16 protein-coding genes are annotated in these 17,807 nt (G+C 54.1%); 5 read left to right on the plus strand and 11 right to left on the minus strand.

Annotated elements, in window-relative coordinates:
- Positions 1–37 precede the first annotated feature (37 nt).
- Together OK412_RS10620 and mfd are read left to right on the plus strand one after the other, a co-directional pair.
- Positions 38–247 carry a hypothetical protein gene (locus tag OK412_RS10620; RefSeq protein WP_003849845.1) on the plus strand — a complete coding sequence of 70 codons (210 nt, stop codon included), beginning with the start codon at positions 38–40 and terminating at the stop codon, positions 245–247.
- A gap of 228 nt (positions 248–475) precedes the next feature.
- Positions 476–3,919 carry a transcription-repair coupling factor gene (gene mfd / locus OK412_RS10625; RefSeq protein ID WP_061901565.1) on the plus strand — a complete coding sequence of 1,148 codons (3,444 nt, stop codon included), beginning with the start codon at positions 476–478 and terminating at the stop codon, positions 3,917–3,919.
- 144 nt (positions 3,920–4,063) lie between these two features.
- Here the strand turns inward: mfd and OK412_RS10630 are convergent, their stop codons facing one another.
- Both OK412_RS10630 and OK412_RS10635 read right to left on the minus strand, forming a co-directional pair.
- Positions 4,064–4,606 carry a glycine zipper 2TM domain-containing protein gene (locus OK412_RS10630; protein ID WP_003849847.1) on the minus strand — a complete coding sequence of 181 codons (543 nt, stop codon included), beginning with the start codon at positions 4,604–4,606 and terminating at the stop codon, positions 4,064–4,066.
- 408 nt (positions 4,607–5,014) lie between these two features.
- Positions 5,015–5,587, minus strand: coding sequence for an Ail/Lom family outer membrane beta-barrel protein (locus OK412_RS10635; RefSeq protein WP_264353159.1), 573 nt, complete (start codon positions 5,585–5,587; stop codon positions 5,015–5,017).
- 817 nt (positions 5,588–6,404) lie between these two features.
- On the opposite strand from OK412_RS10635, the gene OK412_RS10640 reads away from it, so the two are divergent.
- Complete coding sequence (locus tag OK412_RS10640) at positions 6,405–6,638, plus strand: SymE family type I addiction module toxin (protein ID WP_022625857.1); 234 nt, start codon at positions 6,405–6,407, stop codon at positions 6,636–6,638.
- 170 nt (positions 6,639–6,808) lie between these two features.
- Here OK412_RS10640 and OK412_RS10645 read toward each other — a convergent pair whose 3' ends face one another.
- The 7 genes from OK412_RS10645 to hinT form a co-directional block, all read right to left on the minus strand.
- Positions 6,809–8,113, minus strand: a complete 1,305-nt coding sequence (locus OK412_RS10645; RefSeq protein ID WP_010246297.1) for an NAD(P)/FAD-dependent oxidoreductase — start codon at positions 8,111–8,113, stop codon at positions 6,809–6,811.
- Positions 8,114–8,325: 212 nt separating this feature from the next.
- Positions 8,326–8,868: an alpha/beta hydrolase YcfP gene (gene ycfP / locus OK412_RS10650; RefSeq protein WP_033779408.1), complete on the minus strand. Its 543-nt coding sequence runs from the start codon at positions 8,866–8,868 to the stop codon at positions 8,326–8,328.
- 40 nt (positions 8,869–8,908) lie between these two features.
- Positions 8,909–9,949, minus strand: a complete 1,041-nt coding sequence (gene nagZ / locus OK412_RS10655) for a beta-N-acetylhexosaminidase (protein WP_264353160.1) — start codon at positions 9,947–9,949, stop codon at positions 8,909–8,911.
- 39 nt (positions 9,950–9,988) lie between these two features.
- Positions 9,989–10,771: a thiamine kinase gene (thiK, locus tag OK412_RS10660; RefSeq protein WP_264353260.1), complete on the minus strand. Its 783-nt coding sequence runs from the start codon at positions 10,769–10,771 to the stop codon at positions 9,989–9,991.
- Between the two features lie 16 nt (positions 10,772–10,787).
- Positions 10,788–11,381, minus strand: a complete 594-nt coding sequence (gene lpoB, locus OK412_RS10665; protein ID WP_022625861.1) for a penicillin-binding protein activator LpoB — start codon at positions 11,379–11,381, stop codon at positions 10,788–10,790.
- 11 nt (positions 11,382–11,392) lie between these two features.
- Positions 11,393–11,761, minus strand: a complete 369-nt coding sequence (locus OK412_RS10670; RefSeq protein WP_010246307.1) for a YcfL family protein — start codon at positions 11,759–11,761, stop codon at positions 11,393–11,395.
- 20 nt (positions 11,762–11,781) lie between these two features.
- Positions 11,782–12,132: a purine nucleoside phosphoramidase gene (gene hinT, locus OK412_RS10675; protein WP_009090851.1), complete on the minus strand. Its 351-nt coding sequence runs from the start codon at positions 12,130–12,132 to the stop codon at positions 11,782–11,784.
- A 358-nt stretch (positions 12,133–12,490) separates the two neighbouring features.
- Here hinT and OK412_RS10680 point away from each other — a divergent pair, with 358 nt between their 5' ends.
- The gene (locus tag OK412_RS10680; RefSeq protein WP_154210897.1) at positions 12,491–14,089 is read left to right on the plus strand and encodes an MFS transporter; all 1,599 of its coding nucleotides are present in this window, start codon (positions 12,491–12,493) and stop codon (positions 14,087–14,089) included.
- A 3-nt stretch (positions 14,090–14,092) separates the two neighbouring features.
- Positions 14,093–15,232, plus strand: a complete 1,140-nt coding sequence (locus tag OK412_RS10685) for a glycoside hydrolase family 105 protein (protein WP_010669859.1) — start codon at positions 14,093–14,095, stop codon at positions 15,230–15,232.
- Between the two features lie 54 nt (positions 15,233–15,286).
- On the opposite strand, the gene ptsG is transcribed toward OK412_RS10685, so the two are convergent.
- Together ptsG and OK412_RS10695 are read right to left on the minus strand one after the other, a co-directional pair.
- Positions 15,287–16,723 carry a PTS glucose transporter subunit IIBC gene (ptsG, locus tag OK412_RS10690; protein WP_010669858.1) on the minus strand — a complete coding sequence of 479 codons (1,437 nt, stop codon included), beginning with the start codon at positions 16,721–16,723 and terminating at the stop codon, positions 15,287–15,289.
- A gap of 289 nt (positions 16,724–17,012) precedes the next feature.
- A complete protein-coding gene (locus OK412_RS10695) occupies positions 17,013–17,804 on the minus strand; it encodes a metal-dependent hydrolase (RefSeq protein WP_033757273.1) in 792 nt (263 codons plus the stop codon).
- Positions 17,805–17,807: the final 3 nt, after the last annotated feature.

A 17,807-nucleotide genomic window follows, 5' to 3' on the forward strand; every position in this document is an offset into this window, starting at 1 on the left:
CGGGTGATTTATTGCCGGGCAGTATGAGGTAGCGACCATGTTGAAATTTCCCAAAGGCAGCATCGTTAAACATAAATCCGGGGAGATCAGAGGCGAAATCATCAACGTCTTTGAGCAGGGAAACGCACCAGCCGGCTACTACGTAAAGTGGGACGACGGTAACCTCAGCTATCATCCTGAGCAGGAGTTATCCTGGGCGAATATCGACCGCCCACGCATGCATTACACACAGCAATCCATAAAATAAAATGCCCGTTTAACCCCGTCGCTGCATGGCGACGGCGGTTTTTTCTGATCCCTTGCCAGACTCCGTCTATCCTCTCTTTATCCGCACGATTACCGCTGACGCCCGGTAATGGCTGACCGATCCCCTGGTTCAGCGCGGCGCGGCAGGAAAATTGTGCCGCAGAGGTGATCCCCCTGACATAATATGGAATGATTACGTCCTGGAAAAATGGAGCAACCCCGAGATCCCATGCCCGAACAGACTCGTTATACCCTGCCCGTTAAATCCGGCGATCACCGTCAGCTCGGCCAGCTCATAGGCGCGGCGCACGCGGTGGAGTGTGCCAGCATTACCGAACGACATGCTGGTCCGGTGTTAATGATTACACCCGATACCCAAACCGCTCTGCGTCTGCTGGATGAAATCCGCCAGTTTACCGATCTACCGGTGGCGCACCTTGCCGACTGGGAAACGCTGCCCTACGACAGCTTTTCGCCGCATCAGGATATTATCTCCGCCCGCCTGTCGACCCTCTACCAGCTGCCGGTGATGCAGCGCGGTATGCTGATCATGCCGGTCAACACCCTGATGCAGCGCGTCTGCCCGCACAGTTTTCTGCACGGCCATGCGCTGGTGATGAAGCAGGGACAAAAACTGTCTCGCGACCGGCTGCGCGACCAGCTTGAGCAGGCCGGTTATCGCCATGTCGATCAGGTGATGGAGCACGGTGAATACGCCACGCGCGGCGCCCTGCTCGATCTGTTCCCGATGGGCAGCGATCAGCCCTACCGCATCGACTTTTTCGATGATGAGATCGACAGCCTGCGCCTGTTCGACGTCGACAGTCAGCGCACGCTGGAAGCGGTCCCCGAAATTAACCTGCTGCCTGCGCATGAGTTTCCCAGCGACAAAGCCGCCATTGAGCTGTTCCGCAGCCGCTGGCGTGAAACGTTTGATGTGCGCCGTGAGTCGGAGCATGTCTATCAGCAGGTCAGCAAAGGCACGTTGCCAGCGGGCATCGAATACTGGCAGCCGCTGTTTTTTGAGCAGCCGTTGCCCAGTCTGTTCAGCTATCTGCCGGATAATACCCTGATTGTGAACTGTGGCGATCTTGAAGGCAGCGCCAGCCGCTTCTGGCAGGATGCCGAGGCACGCTATGAAAATCGCCGCGTTGATCCGATGCGTCCACTGCTGGAGCCGGTCACCCTGTGGCTGCGTCCGGATGCATTAATGGGAGAGCTGAAAGCCTGGCCGCGCATCCAGATGACCAATGAGGTGCTGCCCGCCAAAGCCGCGAATACCAACCTCGGTTATACCCCGCTGCCTGACCTGACCGTTCAGGCGCAGGCAAAAGCGCCACTCGATCATCTGCGTCAGTTTATTGAGACCTTCAGCGGCACCGTGGTCTTCTCGGTGGAAAGTGAAGGCCGCCGTGAAAGCCTGCAGGATCTGCTGGCCCGGATTAAACTGCGTCCTCAGCCGGTGCACCGCTTCGATGAGACCGGCGAAGAGCGTTTCCGACTGATGATCGGCGCCAGCGAGCGCGGTTTTATTGATACCCAGGGCAACCGGGCGCTGATTTGCGAAAGCGATTTGCTGGGCGAACGCGTCAGCCGTCGCCGTCAGGATACCCGTCGCACTATCAATCCGGACATTCTGATCCGTAACCTGGCGGAGCTGCATCCCGGCCAGCCGGTGGTGCATCTGGAACACGGTGTGGGTCGTTATATTGGCCTCACCACGCTGGAAGCCGGCGGCATTGAGGCGGAATATCTGATGCTCTCTTACGCCAACGACGCCAAGCTTTATGTGCCGGTTTCATCGCTGCACCTGATTAGCCGCTACGCGGGCGGTGCTGACGATAATGCACCACTGCACAAACTGGGCAGCGATGCCTGGTCACGCGCACGGCAGAAAGCGGCTGAGAAAGTGCGTGATGTGGCAGCTGAACTGCTGGATATCTATGCTCAGCGCGCCGCCAAAACCGGCTTTGCCTTTAAGCATAATCGCGAGCAGTATCAGCTGTTCTGCGAAAGCTTCCCGTTTGAAACCACCCCGGACCAGGCGCAGGCGATCAACGCGGTGCTGAGTGATATGTGCGAGCCGCTGGCGATGGACCGTCTGGTGTGCGGCGACGTTGGTTTCGGTAAAACCGAAGTGGCCATGCGCGCGGCGTTTCTGGCGATTGAGAACCATAAACAGGTGGCCGTGCTGGTGCCGACCACCCTGCTGGCACAGCAGCATTACGACAACTTCCGCGATCGCTTCGCCAACTGGCCGGTTCGCATTGAGATGCTTTCCCGTTTCCGTACTGCCAAAGAGCAGACGCAGGTGCTGGAACAGGCCAGCGATGGCAAGATCGACATCTTAATCGGCACCCATAAGCTGCTGATGAGCGATCTCAAATGGCACGATCTCGGTCTGCTGATTGTCGATGAAGAGCACCGTTTCGGGGTGCGTCACAAAGAGCGCATCAAGGCGATGCGCGCCGATGTGGACATTCTGACGCTGACCGCAACGCCAATCCCTCGTACCCTGAATATGGCCATGAGCGGCATGCGCGATCTCTCGATCATCGCCACGCCGCCTGCCCGCCGTTTAGCGGTGAAAACCTTTGTCCGTGAATTTGACGATCTGGTGATCCGCGAAGCGATCCTGCGTGAGGTTCTGCGTGGCGGACAGGTCTACTATCTCTACAATGACGTTGAAAATATCGAGAAAGCGGCGCAGCGTCTCAGCGAACTGGTGCCGGAAGCGCGTGTCGCTATTGGTCATGGTCAGATGCGTGAGCGTGATCTGGAACGTGTGATGAACGATTTCCACCATCAGCGTTTCAACGTGCTGGTCTGTACCACCATTATCGAAACCGGTATCGACATTCCGACCGCCAATACCATCATCATCGAGCGGGCCGATCACTTTGGCCTGGCGCAGCTGCATCAGCTGCGTGGTCGCGTCGGGCGTTCGCATCATCAGGCTTATGCCTGGCTGTTAACGCCTCATCCGAAGTCGATGACCGCAGATGCGCATAAGCGGCTGGAGGCGATCGCTTCGCTGGAAGATCTGGGTGCCGGTTTTGCGCTGGCAACGCATGACCTGGAGATTCGCGGTGCCGGCGAACTGCTGGGTGATGAGCAGAGCGGACAGATGGAGACGCTGGGCTTCACGCTTTATATGGAGCTGCTGGAGAATGCGGTCGAGGCGCTGAAAGCGGGTCGCGAGCCGTCACTGGAAGATCTCACCAGCAACCAGACCGAGGTGGAGCTGCGGATGCCCGCCCTGCTGCCCGAGACCTTTATCCCGGATGTCAGTACCCGTCTTTCACTCTATAAACGCATCGCCAGCGCGGAGGCTGAAGAGGAGCTGCAGGAGCTGAAGGTTGAGATGATCGACCGCTTTGGCCTGCTGCCCGATCCGGCGCGTAACCTGCTGGATGTGGCGATTATCCGGCTGAAAGCCCGCGCTGTCGGTCTGCGTAAGATCGAAGCCAGCGACAAAGGCGGTTATTTCGATTTTGCGCCGAAGAACAACGTGGATCCGGCATGGCTGATAGGCCTGCTGCAGAAAGAGCCTCAGCAGTGGAAGCTGGATGGGCCGACGCGACTGCGGTTTACCCGTGAGCTATCGGAAAGAAAAGTGCGGCTTGAGTGGGTGCAGGGATTCGTTTCGCAACTGGCTCAACGGCAGGCATAAAACCCTGCCCGTGCGTTGGTGATCTAACCGGTAAAACGCCGGTTAGTTTGCCGCAAACAAAGGCGCATCCTGAGATGCGCCTTTTTCATTACTGCTGTATTACGTTGTGCTGTGTGGCCGCGTGAGCGGCAAAGCTTTGCCCAATTACGCCTGATCGCCGTTGAGAACCAGCTGACCATTGCGATCCAGTGGAATACGCGTGCCGGGGTCATTTTCCATACGGATTTTACCCTGCTGATCGCCTATTTTATAGGTCACGTCATATCCCAGTTTTTTCTCTTGTTTATCGTAAACTGTTTTGCAGCGCTGTTCGGTTGTGGTGTAGGTATCCCGATCCTGCAGTCCGCCCTGGACCTGATTACCGGCATAACCACCCGCTACCGCACCTGCTACTGTCGCCACATCTCTGCCGCGACCGCCACCAAACTGGTGACCCAGCACTCCACCTGCCACTGCACCTAATACAGACCCGGCAAGACGGTTTTCATCCTGCACGGCCCGACGGTGGGTCAGAGTGACATTACGGCACTCCTGACGAGGCTGTTTAATGCTCTCTTTGATTGGCGTTGCAGACAGTACCTGAGCATATTGAGGACCGCGATCAAACACGTTCATGCCTGCTACGGCTGCAACACCCAGAGCTGCTGCCACACCAATACCGATACCCGCTAACATTGATTTATTCACAGGAAGTTCCTCCTGAAAAGTGTTACCGCGCAATCCTGCTGCTAAAGCATCCTCGTTAACTGAGGTATAACCGGCGTGCGCGACGCGCCGTGTTTGTTGAGATGAAGTTTTACAGATGGACCGAAAATGCAACATCAGATAAATGGAGGAAATTGGTCACTTTGCTATCAGGACCAGTTTTTAGGAGAGTTCTGAGGCTGGAAAGCCGCACTGACAGTTTCAGGGAATTATGGATAATAATAGTAGAATCAATCAGCTAATAATAACTAATCGGAAGTAAAGCCGGCAGTCACGTTATCAGTTTGCACATGAAAACATTTAAAGCAAATTCGCCGTCTGCCCCTCACTTACCCGGCGCAGGAATAAATAACCCCAGCCAGACGGCCGGGGTTACAGGCTTCAGGCAACTTAGAAACGATAGCCAACGCCGATGTTAAAACCATTGATGGCAACATCTTCGTTATATTTTACGCGAGTACCTTCATATCCAACACTCACAGAGAGATTGCTGATAGGATTAACCACGACACCCGCACCGTAGGCAAAGGATGTTTTGCTTTCGCTGTAATAACCCGAATACTGTGCGTACTGTGACTGGTAATTGGCTTTGTCTTCTACTTTGGTACGCGCGACCCCAATTAAGCCGTAGAAACTGACATAGTCATTAATACGGTATGCCGGACCCGCCATCAGGGAATAATATTTCGCTTCAATTTTTTCATTATATTTCTCAATACCGTCAAAATAATCATTCTGCTCGGAATAACTTTCATCGCCTTTCATGTAGCTGAATGAGCCAATCACACTGAGAGGAGACTCCCATTCATAGCGATACTGAACGTTGACGCCACGGATATTTTTAAAGTCTTCAACCTTGCTTTGTGCATATCCAACCGAGACGGTGTGATTATCAGCCAGCGCATTGCTGCCCACGAGAAGACCGCCACACAGTAATGCCAGCATCGTCATTTTAGAGGTCATGTAGTTAATTCCTTTTCATAATTTAACATTATTTCCCTGCGCTTAACGCAGGACTTCGTTCCCTGAATCACCAATACCCGACGGACAGGATAAATTTTTTATCTATCCGCCTGTATCGGACAGGAATTTCATGTAGCGCTCCGCGCCTGATGTTCAGATCGGTCGGAGAGCATCTATTCATACCCGGTTTTTTTTAAACAAGCTGGCCTGAGTGAATGTGAAACTTAAACGCCAGCCTTATTAAATGGCACTTCGGCCATTTAATTTAGGTTAAGTAAAGAATTTAACCACAGGATTCATCCTGGCGGTTAGTTATCAATCAATTCTTAATGGCACTATTAGACCAAAAAGAATTAGAGGTATCAAGACCGAGTTGCCATAAAAAAGCCAAACCCCTGAAAACCATTACGGCACATACATCCAGAAAATTATCCTGCCTTATACAATCCATTAACGCAGATTATTAACTGACCTGTATATCCATAACCCATTAAAAGATTAAGTTACAGTTCTATTTAAACCCCTCTGAATAAATGAAAGCATTCGGAAAAATAATACCTGTATTTTCCCAAAATCGTTATTTTCAAGCTGGCTGTGAAGAAAAATGAACGAAAGCCAGACCGCAGAAAACTATCTGATTTTCAAAGACAGCTCGCAATTTATTACTAAGCTTTCAGCGAGTTTACGCCGCATGAGGTGTATATTTAAACAGTTAAAACGGAACAGGAATAGCGTAACGAGAGATTTTTTAGCGCGGGCTGAAGGTGGTGGAACACCAACAGCCCGCTGACCACAACTAACTGATTGGGAGTTAATTATGGCTGACACGCATCATAAGTCAGAAACCCGCACGCCCACAACCGCCGCCAGCGGAACGCAGGTACATTATTACAAAGTGGGATACCGGCCTAATAAGGGCCAGCCGAACCCGCTGCCACAGCTCACCATTAAAGGGCGCTGGCTGGAAGCACTGGGTTTTACTACCGGGCAGAAGATCGAGGTGATCACCGGGCCGGGACAGCTGATCATCCGGCTGGCGACTGAAGGATAATTGACTGACCTGTAAAGTAAAATCCCGGCATTAAGTCCGGGATTTCTTATTAATCATCATACAGGAAACTGATGTTTAATTTGTCTTAATGTGTGCCCCTCAAGGGCATAAAAAAGCCCCCTCATAAAGGAGGAGGCTTAACATTAATTAGCCAGCGTTATTGCTGTTGCTTAGTGCAGCTTCAGCCGGGGACGAATAACCCGGTTAATACTGCCGACCAGCATCATCAGACCGGTTTTGAAGTAGCCGTGCAGCGCAATCTGGTGCATACGGTAAAGCGAGATATAGACAAAGCGCGCGATGCGCCCTTCCACCATCATTGAGCCGCGCATCAGGTTGCCCATCAGGCTGCCGACCGTACTGAAGCGGGAGAGCGATACCAGCGAGCCATGATCTTTATAGACATAGGCTTTTAGCGGTTTACCGTCACGCTGCGCCAGAATGTTGTCCATGGCGCGTGAGGCCATCTGATGCGCTGACTGGGCGCGCGGTGGTACAAAACCGCCGCCCGGCAAGGCGCAGGAGGCGCAGTCGCCAATCGCGTAGATGTCATCGTCCAGCGTGGTTTGCAGCGTCTCTTTGACCACCAGCTGATTGATGCGGTTGGTTTCCAGTCCGCCAATCTCTTTCAGGAAGTCAGGTGCTTTAATCCCAGCCGCCCAGACCATCAGATCGGCTTCGATAAACTCACCGCCTTTGGTATTCAGGCCATTACGCTCGGCGCTGGTGACCATGGTCTGCGTCAGCACGCGCACGCCCAGCTTGGTCAGCTCCTGATGTGCCGCAGCAGAGATGCGCGGTGGCAGTGCAGGCAGGATACGTTCACCCGCTTCCACCAGCGTCACATTCAGCGCTTCGCGTCCCAGGCCTTTGAAGCCGTAGCTGTGCAGCTGTTTCACCGCGTTGTGCAATTCAGCTGACAGCTCAACGCCTGTTGCCCCGCCGCCCACGATGGCGATGTTAACTTTCTCGACCCGGCCTTCGCTGGCGGAGAATTTCAGGAACAGGTTGAGCATTTCGTTATGGAAACGACGCGCCTGATGCGGATTATCCAGGAAGATGCAGTGATCTTTAACGCCCGGCGTACCGAAATCATTCGAGGTGCTGCCCAGCGCCATTACCAACTGGTCGTAGGCCACTTCACGTTGTGGCACCAGCACTTCGCCCTGCGCATTCAGCACTTCGGCCAGGCGGATCACTTTTCGGGTGCGATCGATATCGGTGAGTGAACCCAGCTGGAACTCAAAACCGTGATTGCGGGCATGAGCCAGATAGCTCAATGCATCAATGCCTTCGTCCATTGAGCCGGTCGCCACTTCGTGCAGCAGCGGCTTCCACAAGTGACTGTGGTTACGATCAACCAGGATAATCTCGGCCTTCTTTTTACGACCCAGTTTATGGCCCAGCTGCGTGGCCATTTCCAGGCCGCCCGCTCCCCCTCCGACAATAACAATTTTCTTAACAGACGTAGTCAACAAAGACCCCCTCAAATTGTGAACCAAAAGTTAACCAAAGGTTAAATTAAACCTTAAGAAACATAGGGTTGGCGAAGTTAAAATCGCAATCTGCTGGGAGAATAGCATGGCGGGAAGAGGAGAACATAAGAATATTGATATACATCAAAGCGGGAAAATAAAACTCAGATAATTACGTAATAAAAACAGGCACCTTGCGGTGCCTTTGCTGCTTAACCTAATGTTTTAAAAGCTTTTATCCGCTTAAGATGTGGGGATATATTTTTGAATTTGTGCCCTTCCGTCTCATCCCAGACAATTTCATAAAACGGATGCAGCTGGTCAGCAATGTGCTGGCTGTCGAGCGCCTCATCGTGACGGGAGAGAATGGCCAGACAGCGGTCACGATTATGCTCGCGAAAATCGCTGACGCACTTCGTTGCGATATCCTGATACTCCTCCGGCCGGTCGATCTTCCCTTCCATGTTCGCCTGCGGCGAGAGGTTGGGATTAAAAATCACCTGCCGGATGCCGCACAGAAATCCAATGCGCTCTGACCAGAAGCCGCCCAGTCCGACACCGCAAATCAGCGGCCGGTCGTCGTCAGAAAGCGTCAGCATCTTATCGGTCTCTTTTAGCAGAAACTGCATGTCATGTTTGGGATGGCGGGTGCTGTAACTGATCAACCTGACGTCAGGATCGATAAATTGCAGTTGCAGCACTTTTTCGTGATTGCCCGGACTGTTGGAATCAAAACCGTGCAGATAGATGATCATGATAATCCTCAAGGTAGTGATAGCGCCGGGCAGTCACTGCTTACCACGACGCCTTATGAGCCAGCCAGCGTTCCTGAAGCGCACTCAGTTGCTGAGCATTATTTTTCCAGCGATGCGTTCCCCGCAGTTCATCGCGGGTAAACCTGCCCTGATGATACAGCTGTGTGACCCGCTCTGACCCGACCGGGATCAGGTTATCCAGTACACTGATGGCGCCCTGACGCTGATTGCACACCAGAATCATGTCACAGCCCGCGGAAAGGGACTGCTGCGCCCGCTCAGGATAGCTGCCCATCACCGCTGCGCCCTCCATCGACAGATCGTCGGAGAAAATAATACCGTCAAAGCCCAGTTGCTCACGCAGCACGGTTTTAAGCCAGTATGGCGAACCACTGGCGGGCAGCGGATCAACTTCGGAGTAGATGACGTGTGCGGGCATGATGGCGTCCAGTGCCTGTTCGGTAATCAGCTTGCTGAAGATTGCCATGTCATGCTCACGCAGCGTCTTTTCGTCCCGCGGATCGCGTGGGGTCTCTTTATGCGAATCCGCACTCACCGCACCGTGACCCGGAAAATGTTTGCCCGTGGTCTTCATGCCCGCCTCGTGCATCCCCGCAATAAAGCGGCGGGCGACGTCAAGGGCGATGGCCGGATCGGCATGGAAAGAACGGTCACCAATCGCGGCGCTGATATGACCAATATCGAGTACCGGCGCAAAGCTGATATCGATATCCATGGCGATCATCTCGGCCGCCATTTGCCATCCCGCCTGTTGTGCCAGTTCACCGGCGGTATCCAGGTCATGCAGCGCAGCAAAAGATTGCATGGCAGGCAGTTGGGTGAAGCCGTCACGGAAACGCTGCACGCGACCCCCCTCCTGATCCACCGCCACTACCAGCTGGGTGTGAGAGGCGGCGCGGATCTGCCGCACCAGCTCAGCCAGCTGTGCGGGATCATGATAATTTCGGGCAAATAAAATTAAACCGCCCACCAGCGGATGCTGCAGGATGTCGCGCTCTTCGCCATCCAGTTCATAACCCTCGACGTCAAGCATCAGGGGGCCGGGTAAATCTGATCTCATATCATGAATCCTGTAGCGAAACGCACCTGCGTAACGCGATTAAATCTGTTCCCAGCTCTGTCGAGCCAGCTGTTGTAATGTGTCGTCATCACGCTGACTGGCACGGAGCTGATACCAGCTGGCCATCAGCAACTGCAGCCAGGGCTGCCAGCGTCTGACCTGCTGCACCAGCGCGGTAAGCGGCAACTGCATCGCCGCGGCATACTCAGCCAGCCAGTCGGCCTGGTGCTGCGGATCGCTGGCACAGACAGCCGCCAGCTCCAGCGCCACGTCGCCATCGGCGGCATACTCCCAGTCGATCAGACGCAGACCTTCGGGACCTTGTATGACATTTCCGGCATGCAGATCCATGTGCAGCGGAGCCAGCCGCAGCGGGTGAGGTTCACCCTGCTGCGTCAGACGTCTGAGCGCCCGCAACCAGCGGTGATGCCGCTGTGGAGTGAGCTGCCAGTAGCGCCATAACAGCGGCAACAACTGCAGACGATAGCCGGTCAGCGGCTGCTGATGCAGCTGCTGTAGCAGTGCCACGATCTGTGGACGCTGCTGGCTGAAACGGTGTTCATCCAGCGCTTCGCCTGCGCACCAGGTCAGGATAATCCCCTGACGATGGCCCGCCACGGGCTGCGGTGCCACTCCGCTGGCTTGCAGTTTGCGTAACAGACGGAATTCGCGCTGCCGATCCACAAACGGAATAACCGGTTGCGGTGCCGCCCGCGCGATAAAAGTTCCGCGCGGGCTGACAATCTTCTGGCTATGCCCGGTCAGACCGGCCAGCGGGATAAAGGATGTCTTTTCTGGTTCGCCGGTGACCTGCTGAATCATCCGCTGGAAAGCGGGATTAATTCTGTGCAATGCCGTTGCCGGACCAGATGATCTCGCCTGTCTGGACCAGCATCAGTTGCATTTGCAGCGTCGGCGCTTTGACATCGCCACGCGCGTTGCTGTAGAGCACATACTGAGCGTTAACGTTACGCGCCAGGCCAATCGCTTTACTGCGCGAGTTCAGGCTGTCATCCGGCGATAATCCCAGCGTCTGCTTGGCCTGCGCCAGTTGGTCAGCAGAAACCAGGGTGAATTTGCCGTTGTTATTCAGCGCATTCTGGATAGCTGCCGTCGCTTTCTCGCTTTGCAGCGCACCGTTGGTGCTGTTTTTAACGCGATCCACCAGCAACACGCTGCCCGGCTCGGCGCTGGCAGCCTGTAACATCTGCGCCACCAGCGGCTGAACGCTGGCATCCCAGTTGATAGTGACCAGTTTCGGTGGCTGTGGCACAGGCTGCGGTTGCGGCACCGGTTCAGGTTGTGGAACGGGCTGCACCGGCTCCACAGGCTGAGTCGGTTCAACCGGTGCAGGCTGCTGCTGTTTCACGACACAGCCGGTCAGAATGAGCGCCATCAGGAGCGCTCCGGTACGATTAACACTGCGTATCACGTAGAAAATCCTTAAAGATAGAGATAAAGACGAACCTTGCTGGCCGTCAGGTTACCCAGTTGCGAAGTGGCGATAATGCTGCCCTGCGCCGGAACGGTAACGGTCTGCGCCGGTTCCTGCGGGGTGATTTCCAGCCCTTTGTCGTCATACCAGTAGTAACGATAGTGCACAACAACCGGTGTTTCGCGCTGATTATAGAGCACGCTGGTGGCACGCTTCAGTCCATCGTTCTCATCCAGCGTCGGTTCATCGGTAATGATCCCTGCCGACAACACAGAGGACTCCATCACCAGCGACTGTGACGTATTGATCATCGGTTTTTCACTGCTGCAGGCCGTCAGGCAGAGCAGGATCGGCAGGCCAGTCAGCCAGGATCGCATAGCACGCTTCCGTTATCAGGTCAGTTAGAGAGCATCGGTCCCAGCGGTTCACCGCCCAGCAGATGCATATGAATGTGATAAACCTCCTGACCACCATGTTGATTGCAGTTCACAATCAGACGATAACCATTTTGATCAATACCTTCCTGACGGGCGATTTTCGCCGCGGTAGTAAACATACGTCCCAGCGCATGCTCATGCGCCGCTTCCGCCTCGTTGACCGTTGGGATCAGCACATTCGGCACGATTAAAATATGGGTCGGCGCTTTGGGCGAAATGTCGCGGAAGGCAGTGACCAGCTCATCCTGATAAACCACATCAGCGGGGATTTCGCGGCGGATAATTTTACTAAAAATCGTTTCTTCTGCCATGGTGCAATTCCTTTAGCCTGAGTCTTAATCAATCAGTATGCGGGAGAAATTTGTTTTCTTTCAACCTCAGGACCACTTTTCTTGCATTGTTCGCCTGCCTTTGCAGCAGCACCCTCTCTCCGTAACCCGCACGCTGTTCAGAATGCTAACAACGCCCCTGCCACACCAGAAAATGAAACGCTGTTTTATAAATTAGAATTTCGCCACCCTTTTCTTTGTATGACTGCCACTTCAGCGCCAGCACTTGCCAAATTGCGAAGGTTTAGCCGCCCCGTCAGTTCTACTTTGCTAACCAGTCCGGGTGAGATGACCGGCGTCACCAGGGATAAACCGCCATAAACATCAAGGAGCATCAGACATGCGCTCACGTAAAATTGGTCTTGGCCACTATCTGGCCTACGGTTCCGGAGATTTTCTTGGAGCAGGCACCACGGCGCTGACCGCCGCCTGGTTGCTCTATTTTTACACCACCTTTTGTGGGTTAACCCCGATTCAGGCCACGCTGATCTTTGCCGCTGCCCGCGTGCTGGATGCGATAGTCAGTCCGCTAATGGGCTTTCTGACCGATAACTTCGGTTCGACCTGGCTGGGCAAACGCTTTGGCCGCCGCAAATTTTTTATCCTGCTCGGCATACCCTCTGTATTCAGTTATAGCCTGATGTGGCTCAGCGACATGAGTTTCTGGTGGTATCTCTGCACGTATCTGCTGTTTGATATCGTCTACACCATGATCCTGGTGCCGTATGAAACGCTGGTGCCGGAAATGACCGACGATTTCAAACAGAAAACCCGCTTCTCCGGTGCCCGCATCGGCCTGGCACAGCTGTCGGCCATTCTGGCCGCCTTTTTACCCGGTATTTTGCTGGGTATGCTGGGCAAAGATAATCCTCTCTCCTTCTTCTACGCCAGCCTGGTGTTCTCGGTAATCTGCGCGCTGGTGCTGACGCTGGTGTGGTGCTTTACCTGGGAGCGTCACCCCGATGACTTTTCCGCCGAGTCACGCCGTGCAGAACAGGAAAAGCAGCAGCTGACGCTGATGCAGAATCTCAAGCGGCTCTATGTCGAGCTGGCTTCAACCTTACGCATCCGCATCTTCCGCCAGCACCTTGGCATGTACCTCGGCGGCTATATCGCCCAGGATGTGTTTAACGCCGTCTTTACCTGGTATGTGGTATTTGTGCTGATGCAGAGCGCTCAGGTCGCCTCCAGCCTGATGGGCACCATGGCGGTGCTGCAGTTTATTGCCGTGATGGCGATGATTCCGCTCTGCATCCGCATGGGGCCCGCGCCCGCCTACCGTCTGGTGGCTGTGCTGTTTGGCCTTGCGGCGCTCTCCTACGCTGGATTGTGGTATGCCGGAATGAACGACAACATGTCACTGCTGTTGGTGATCTCTGCCCTGGCAGGCCTGGGACGTGGCGGCATCAACTATGTGCCGTGGAACACCTATACCTATATCGCCGATGTGGATGAGGTGATCACCGGACAGCGCCGTGAAGGAATTTTTGCCGGCATCATGACCCTGACGCGTAAAGCGTCGCAGGCTGGCGCAGTCATGCTGGTCGGTATCGTGCTGCAGCTCTCCGGCTTTGTCTCTGGACAGGCGACCCAGGTACCCGGCGTCAGCCACACTATCCTGGCGATTCTCAGCATAGGCACTGTGGCCGTGCTGGCCTGCGGCTTTATCGTGTCACTGCGCTTTAAGCTTAATCTGCAGACCCACACTGTGCTGCGCCAGGAGACGCTGAAGATGCGCGACGCGGGCCGCATCGTGCCGGAAAGCATCACGCCGGAAGCACGCGGAATTGTAGAAATGCTGGCTGGCATGCCTTACGAAAATCTTTGGGGCAACAACAACATTGGCTTCCTTAATCGTAATAAGCCAGCGCCGGAAAAATTGTCCGCACATCCCACTTTAAACCCTTCTTTAAACCCGACCTTAAAACGACAGGAATAAACCATGACTGTATTTCCCGTTAAACACAGCAAATTATTGTGCCAGCCCGAACATCTGTTGCCACGCAGCGAACTGGTACAGCTGATTCAAAAGCTGACACAGAATCTGGTTAACATCACCGATGAGACAGGCGAATTTTTATTACGGCTGGACGATGGCCGGGTGATTGATACCAAAGGCTGGGCGGGTTGGGAATGGACACACGGCATCGGTCTGTATGGCATGCTGCACTACTATCAGCAGACCGGTGACCAGCAGACGCTGGCGATCATTGATGAGTGGTTTACGCAGCGTCTGGCGGAAGGCACGCCGACCAAAAATGTGAATACCGTTTGTCCTTTTCTGACGCTGGCCTACCGTTACGAAGAGACCGGTAACCCGGCCTGGGTGCCGGTGCTGGAGCGCTGGGCAGAATGGGTTATGTATGAGATGCCGCGTACCGAACAGGGCGGCCTGCAGCACATTGTCTATAACAACGAAAACCCACAGCAGCTCTGGGACGATACGCTGATGATGAGCGTGATGGCGCTGGCGAAAATTGGCCAGTTGCTGAAGCGCGATGAGTGGATTGAAGAAGCGAGTTATCAGTTTCTGCTGCACACCCAGTATCTGATGGATCGCAAAACCGGCTTATGGTTCCACGGCTGGAACTTTGACGGCCGCCATAACTTTGCTGATGCACGCTGGGCGCGCGGTAACAGCTGGGTGACGATTGTTATTCCCGACTTCCTGGAGATGATGAACTGGCCTGAGCATCACGCTACCCGCCGTTTTCTGCAGCAGGTGCTTGAGACCCAGGTTAAAGCACTCAGGGAGTGTCAGCACAGCAGCGGATTGTGGCACACCCTGCTTGATGATCCGCACAGCTACCCGGAAGCCTCCGCCACCGCCGGGTTTGCCTATGGCATTCTGAAAGGGGTTCGTAAGCGTTATCTGCCCGCGGAGTATCGCGAGGTGGCAGAAAAAGCGTTGCGCGGCGTGATTGCCAATATTGATGACGATGGCGAGTTAAAACAGGTCTCCTTTGGTACCGCAATGGGCAAGGATCTGGATTACTACCGCACGGTTCCTCTGACCTCTATGCCCTACGGCCAGGCGATGGCCCTGCTATGCCTGACAGAGTATCTGCGCGTTTACCTCTGAATCCCGGCCAAAAAAAAGCCCCGCTTAGCGGGGCTTTTTCATCGCTGTAAATCATTACATGCTGCGGATGTAATCATCCATATCGGTTTTCAGGTTATCGGACTTAGTCCCGAAAATCGCCTGCACACCGGAACCGGCTACCACCACGCCACGGGCGCCGAGGTTTTTCAGTTCAGTCTGATCCACTTTCGCCACATCGGCGACGCTGACACGTAAACGGGTGATACAGGCATCCAGGTTGGTGATGTTCTCTTTACCACCAAACGCCGCCACCAGTTTGCCCGCCATCTCTGTACCGGTCGCGGTAGATTGCTCGCTGCTGCTGCTCTCTTCACGGCCAGGTGTTTTCAGATCCAGCTTCGCGATCAGTACACGGAATATGGTGTAGTAAACCAGACCATAGATGATACCAACAATCGGGAACAGCCAGATTTTACTGCTGTTGCCGCTCAGCACGATAAAGTCGATCAGACCGTGAGAGAAGCTGGTGCCATCACGCATCCCCAGCAGGATACAGATTGGGAATGCCAGACCCGCCAGCAGCGCATGGATCACATACAGGATTGGTGCCACGAACATGAATGAGAATTCAATCGGTTCAGTGATACCGGTCAGGAATGCGGTCAGCGCGGCGGAGATCATGATACCGCCCACTTTGGCGCGATTTTCAGGCTTCGCTGAATGCCAGATAGCAATCGCTGCCGCTGGCAGACCGTACATTTTGAACAGGAAGCCGCCAGAGAGTTTACCTGCGGTCGGGTCACCCGCCATATAGCGCGGGATATCACCGTGGAACACCTGACCTGCCGCATTGGTGTATTCACCGATCTGCATCTGGAAAGGAACGTTCCAGATGTGATGCAGACCAAATGGCACCAACGCTCGTTCAATTACGCCATAAATACCAAAGGCGACAACCGGGTTTTGATAGGCTGCCCACTGCGAGAATTCCTGAATCGCGGAACCGATCGGTGGCCAGATAAAGGAGAGCAGTACGCCAAGAATGATAGCTGCCAGACCGGAAATAATCGGCACAAAACGCTTACCGGCAAAGAAGCCCAGATATTCTGGCAGCTTGATGCGGTAGAAGCGATTAAACATGTAAGCGGCGATGGAACCGGCGATAATACCGCCCAGTACCCCGGTGTCGGCGAGGTGTTTAGCCTCGATCTCCGCCGCAGGCAGATGCAGCACCAGCGGGGCAACCACCGCCATGGTTTTCACCATGATGCCATAAGCAACAACCGCTGCCAGCGCCGAAACGCCGTCATTATTGGTAAAGCCCAGCGCCACACCGATAGCGAAAATCAGCGGCATGTTGGCGAACACCGATCCACCCGCTTCTGCCATCACATGCGAAACCACTGCAGGTAACCAGCTGAAATTGGCTGAACCGACCCCTAACAAAATACCGGCAATCGGCAGAACCGATACCGGCAGCATCAGCGATTTACCGACCTTTTGAAGGTTGGCAAAAGCATTTTTGAACATAGCGTGAAGCTCCTGAGTAAGAGTGCATATTTGCGCAGTGCGCGTGGCAAAGAGGGAGGATTCTTTGCCGGGCTGGCGGTGACCGCCTTTTGATTTATTACGAAGGGTAAAATAATTCCCGATTTGTTACTTTGACGGGTATCACGTTTCGACAATCACAAGGGCGCACTTTACGAAATTTCTTACTGATCCGCACCACTAATCGGCGATAAAAAGCTGACCCTGTCTGAAAAAACAGGGTCATATACGCAGGTTACAGATTAATTACAGAGGCTGAAATAATAGCTGATCAGGCGCCCAGCTGGCTCATCGGGATATGAAACAGCGTGGAGAAGTTTTGGGTGGTGGTGGCTGCCAGCGTTTCTAAATCCACCCCTTTCAGGACAGCCAGATATTCGGCAACATCGCGCGTATAAGCGGGCTGATTCTCTTTACCACGGAAAGGCACCGGGGCCAGATAAGGCGAATCCGTTTCCACCAGCATCCGATCCAGCGGCACATAGCGTGCGGCTTCACGTAACTGCTCGGCATTGCGGAATGTGACGATGCCGGAAAAAGAGATGTAGAAGCCCATATCCAGCAGTTTTGCTGCGGTGGGCTGATCCTCAGTGAAGCAGTGCAGCACGCCGCCGCAACGTTCAACCTGCTCTTCACGCAGAATCGCCAGTGTATCTTCGCGGGCATCACGGGTGTGAACAATGATCGGTTTGTTCAGCGCAATACCGGTACGGATATGTTCCCGGAACGAACGCTGCTGCTGATCTTTCGTTTCTGGCTGATAGTGATAATCCAGCCCGGTTTCACCCAGGGCCACCACCTGAGGATCGGCAGAGAGCCGACGAAACTCCTCAACATCATAGGCCTCTTCCTGATTCAGCGGATGCACACCGCAGGAGAGCGCTATATTTTTCCGTTCGCCGACCAGACTTTTAAGGGTATGAAAACCCGGCAGCGTGGTGGCGATTGCCAGCATAAATTTCACATCACGCGCCGCCGCTTTGGCGATCACATCATCCAGGTCACGATGGTTCTTTTCATAGTCCAGGCCATCAAGATGGCAATGGGAATCCACAATAAACATAAT

Source organism: Pantoea sp. JV6, assembly GCF_025910055.1.
Classification (GTDB): domain Bacteria; phylum Pseudomonadota; class Gammaproteobacteria; order Enterobacterales; family Enterobacteriaceae; genus Pantoea; species Pantoea agglomerans.

Excerpts from the sequence above, each read along its gene's own strand:
- OK412_RS10695 (WP_033757273.1), bottom strand. The coding sequence starts at position 17,804 with ATGTTTATTGTGGATTCCCATTGCCATCTTGATGGCCTGGACTATGAA.
- OK412_RS10635 (WP_264353159.1), bottom strand. The coding sequence starts at position 5,587 with ATGACCTCTAAAATGACGATGCTGGCATTACTGTGTGGCGGTCTTCTC.
- OK412_RS10685 (WP_010669859.1), top strand. The coding sequence starts at position 14,093 with ATGACTGTATTTCCCGTTAAACACAGCAAATTATTGTGCCAGCCCGAA.
- mfd (WP_061901565.1), top strand. The coding sequence starts at position 476 with ATGCCCGAACAGACTCGTTATACCCTGCCCGTTAAATCCGGCGATCAC.
- OK412_RS10620 (WP_003849845.1), top strand. The coding sequence starts at position 38 with ATGTTGAAATTTCCCAAAGGCAGCATCGTTAAACATAAATCCGGGGAG.
- ycfP (WP_033779408.1), bottom strand. The coding sequence starts at position 8,868 with ATGATCATCTATCTGCACGGTTTTGATTCCAACAGTCCGGGCAATCAC.
- ptsG (WP_010669858.1), bottom strand. The coding sequence starts at position 16,723 with ATGTTCAAAAATGCTTTTGCCAACCTTCAAAAGGTCGGTAAATCGCTG.
- thiK (WP_264353260.1), bottom strand. The coding sequence starts at position 10,771 with ATGATTCAGCAGGTCACCGGCGAACCAGAAAAGACATCCTTTATCCCG.
- hinT (WP_009090851.1), bottom strand. The coding sequence starts at position 12,132 with ATGGCAGAAGAAACGATTTTTAGTAAAATTATCCGCCGCGAAATCCCC.
- OK412_RS10670 (WP_010246307.1), bottom strand. The coding sequence starts at position 11,761 with ATGCGATCCTGGCTGACTGGCCTGCCGATCCTGCTCTGCCTGACGGCC.
- OK412_RS10640 (WP_022625857.1), top strand. The coding sequence starts at position 6,405 with ATGGCTGACACGCATCATAAGTCAGAAACCCGCACGCCCACAACCGCC.
- nagZ (WP_264353160.1), bottom strand. The coding sequence starts at position 9,949 with ATGAGATCAGATTTACCCGGCCCCCTGATGCTTGACGTCGAGGGTTAT.
- OK412_RS10680 (WP_154210897.1), top strand. The coding sequence starts at position 12,491 with ATGCGCTCACGTAAAATTGGTCTTGGCCACTATCTGGCCTACGGTTCC.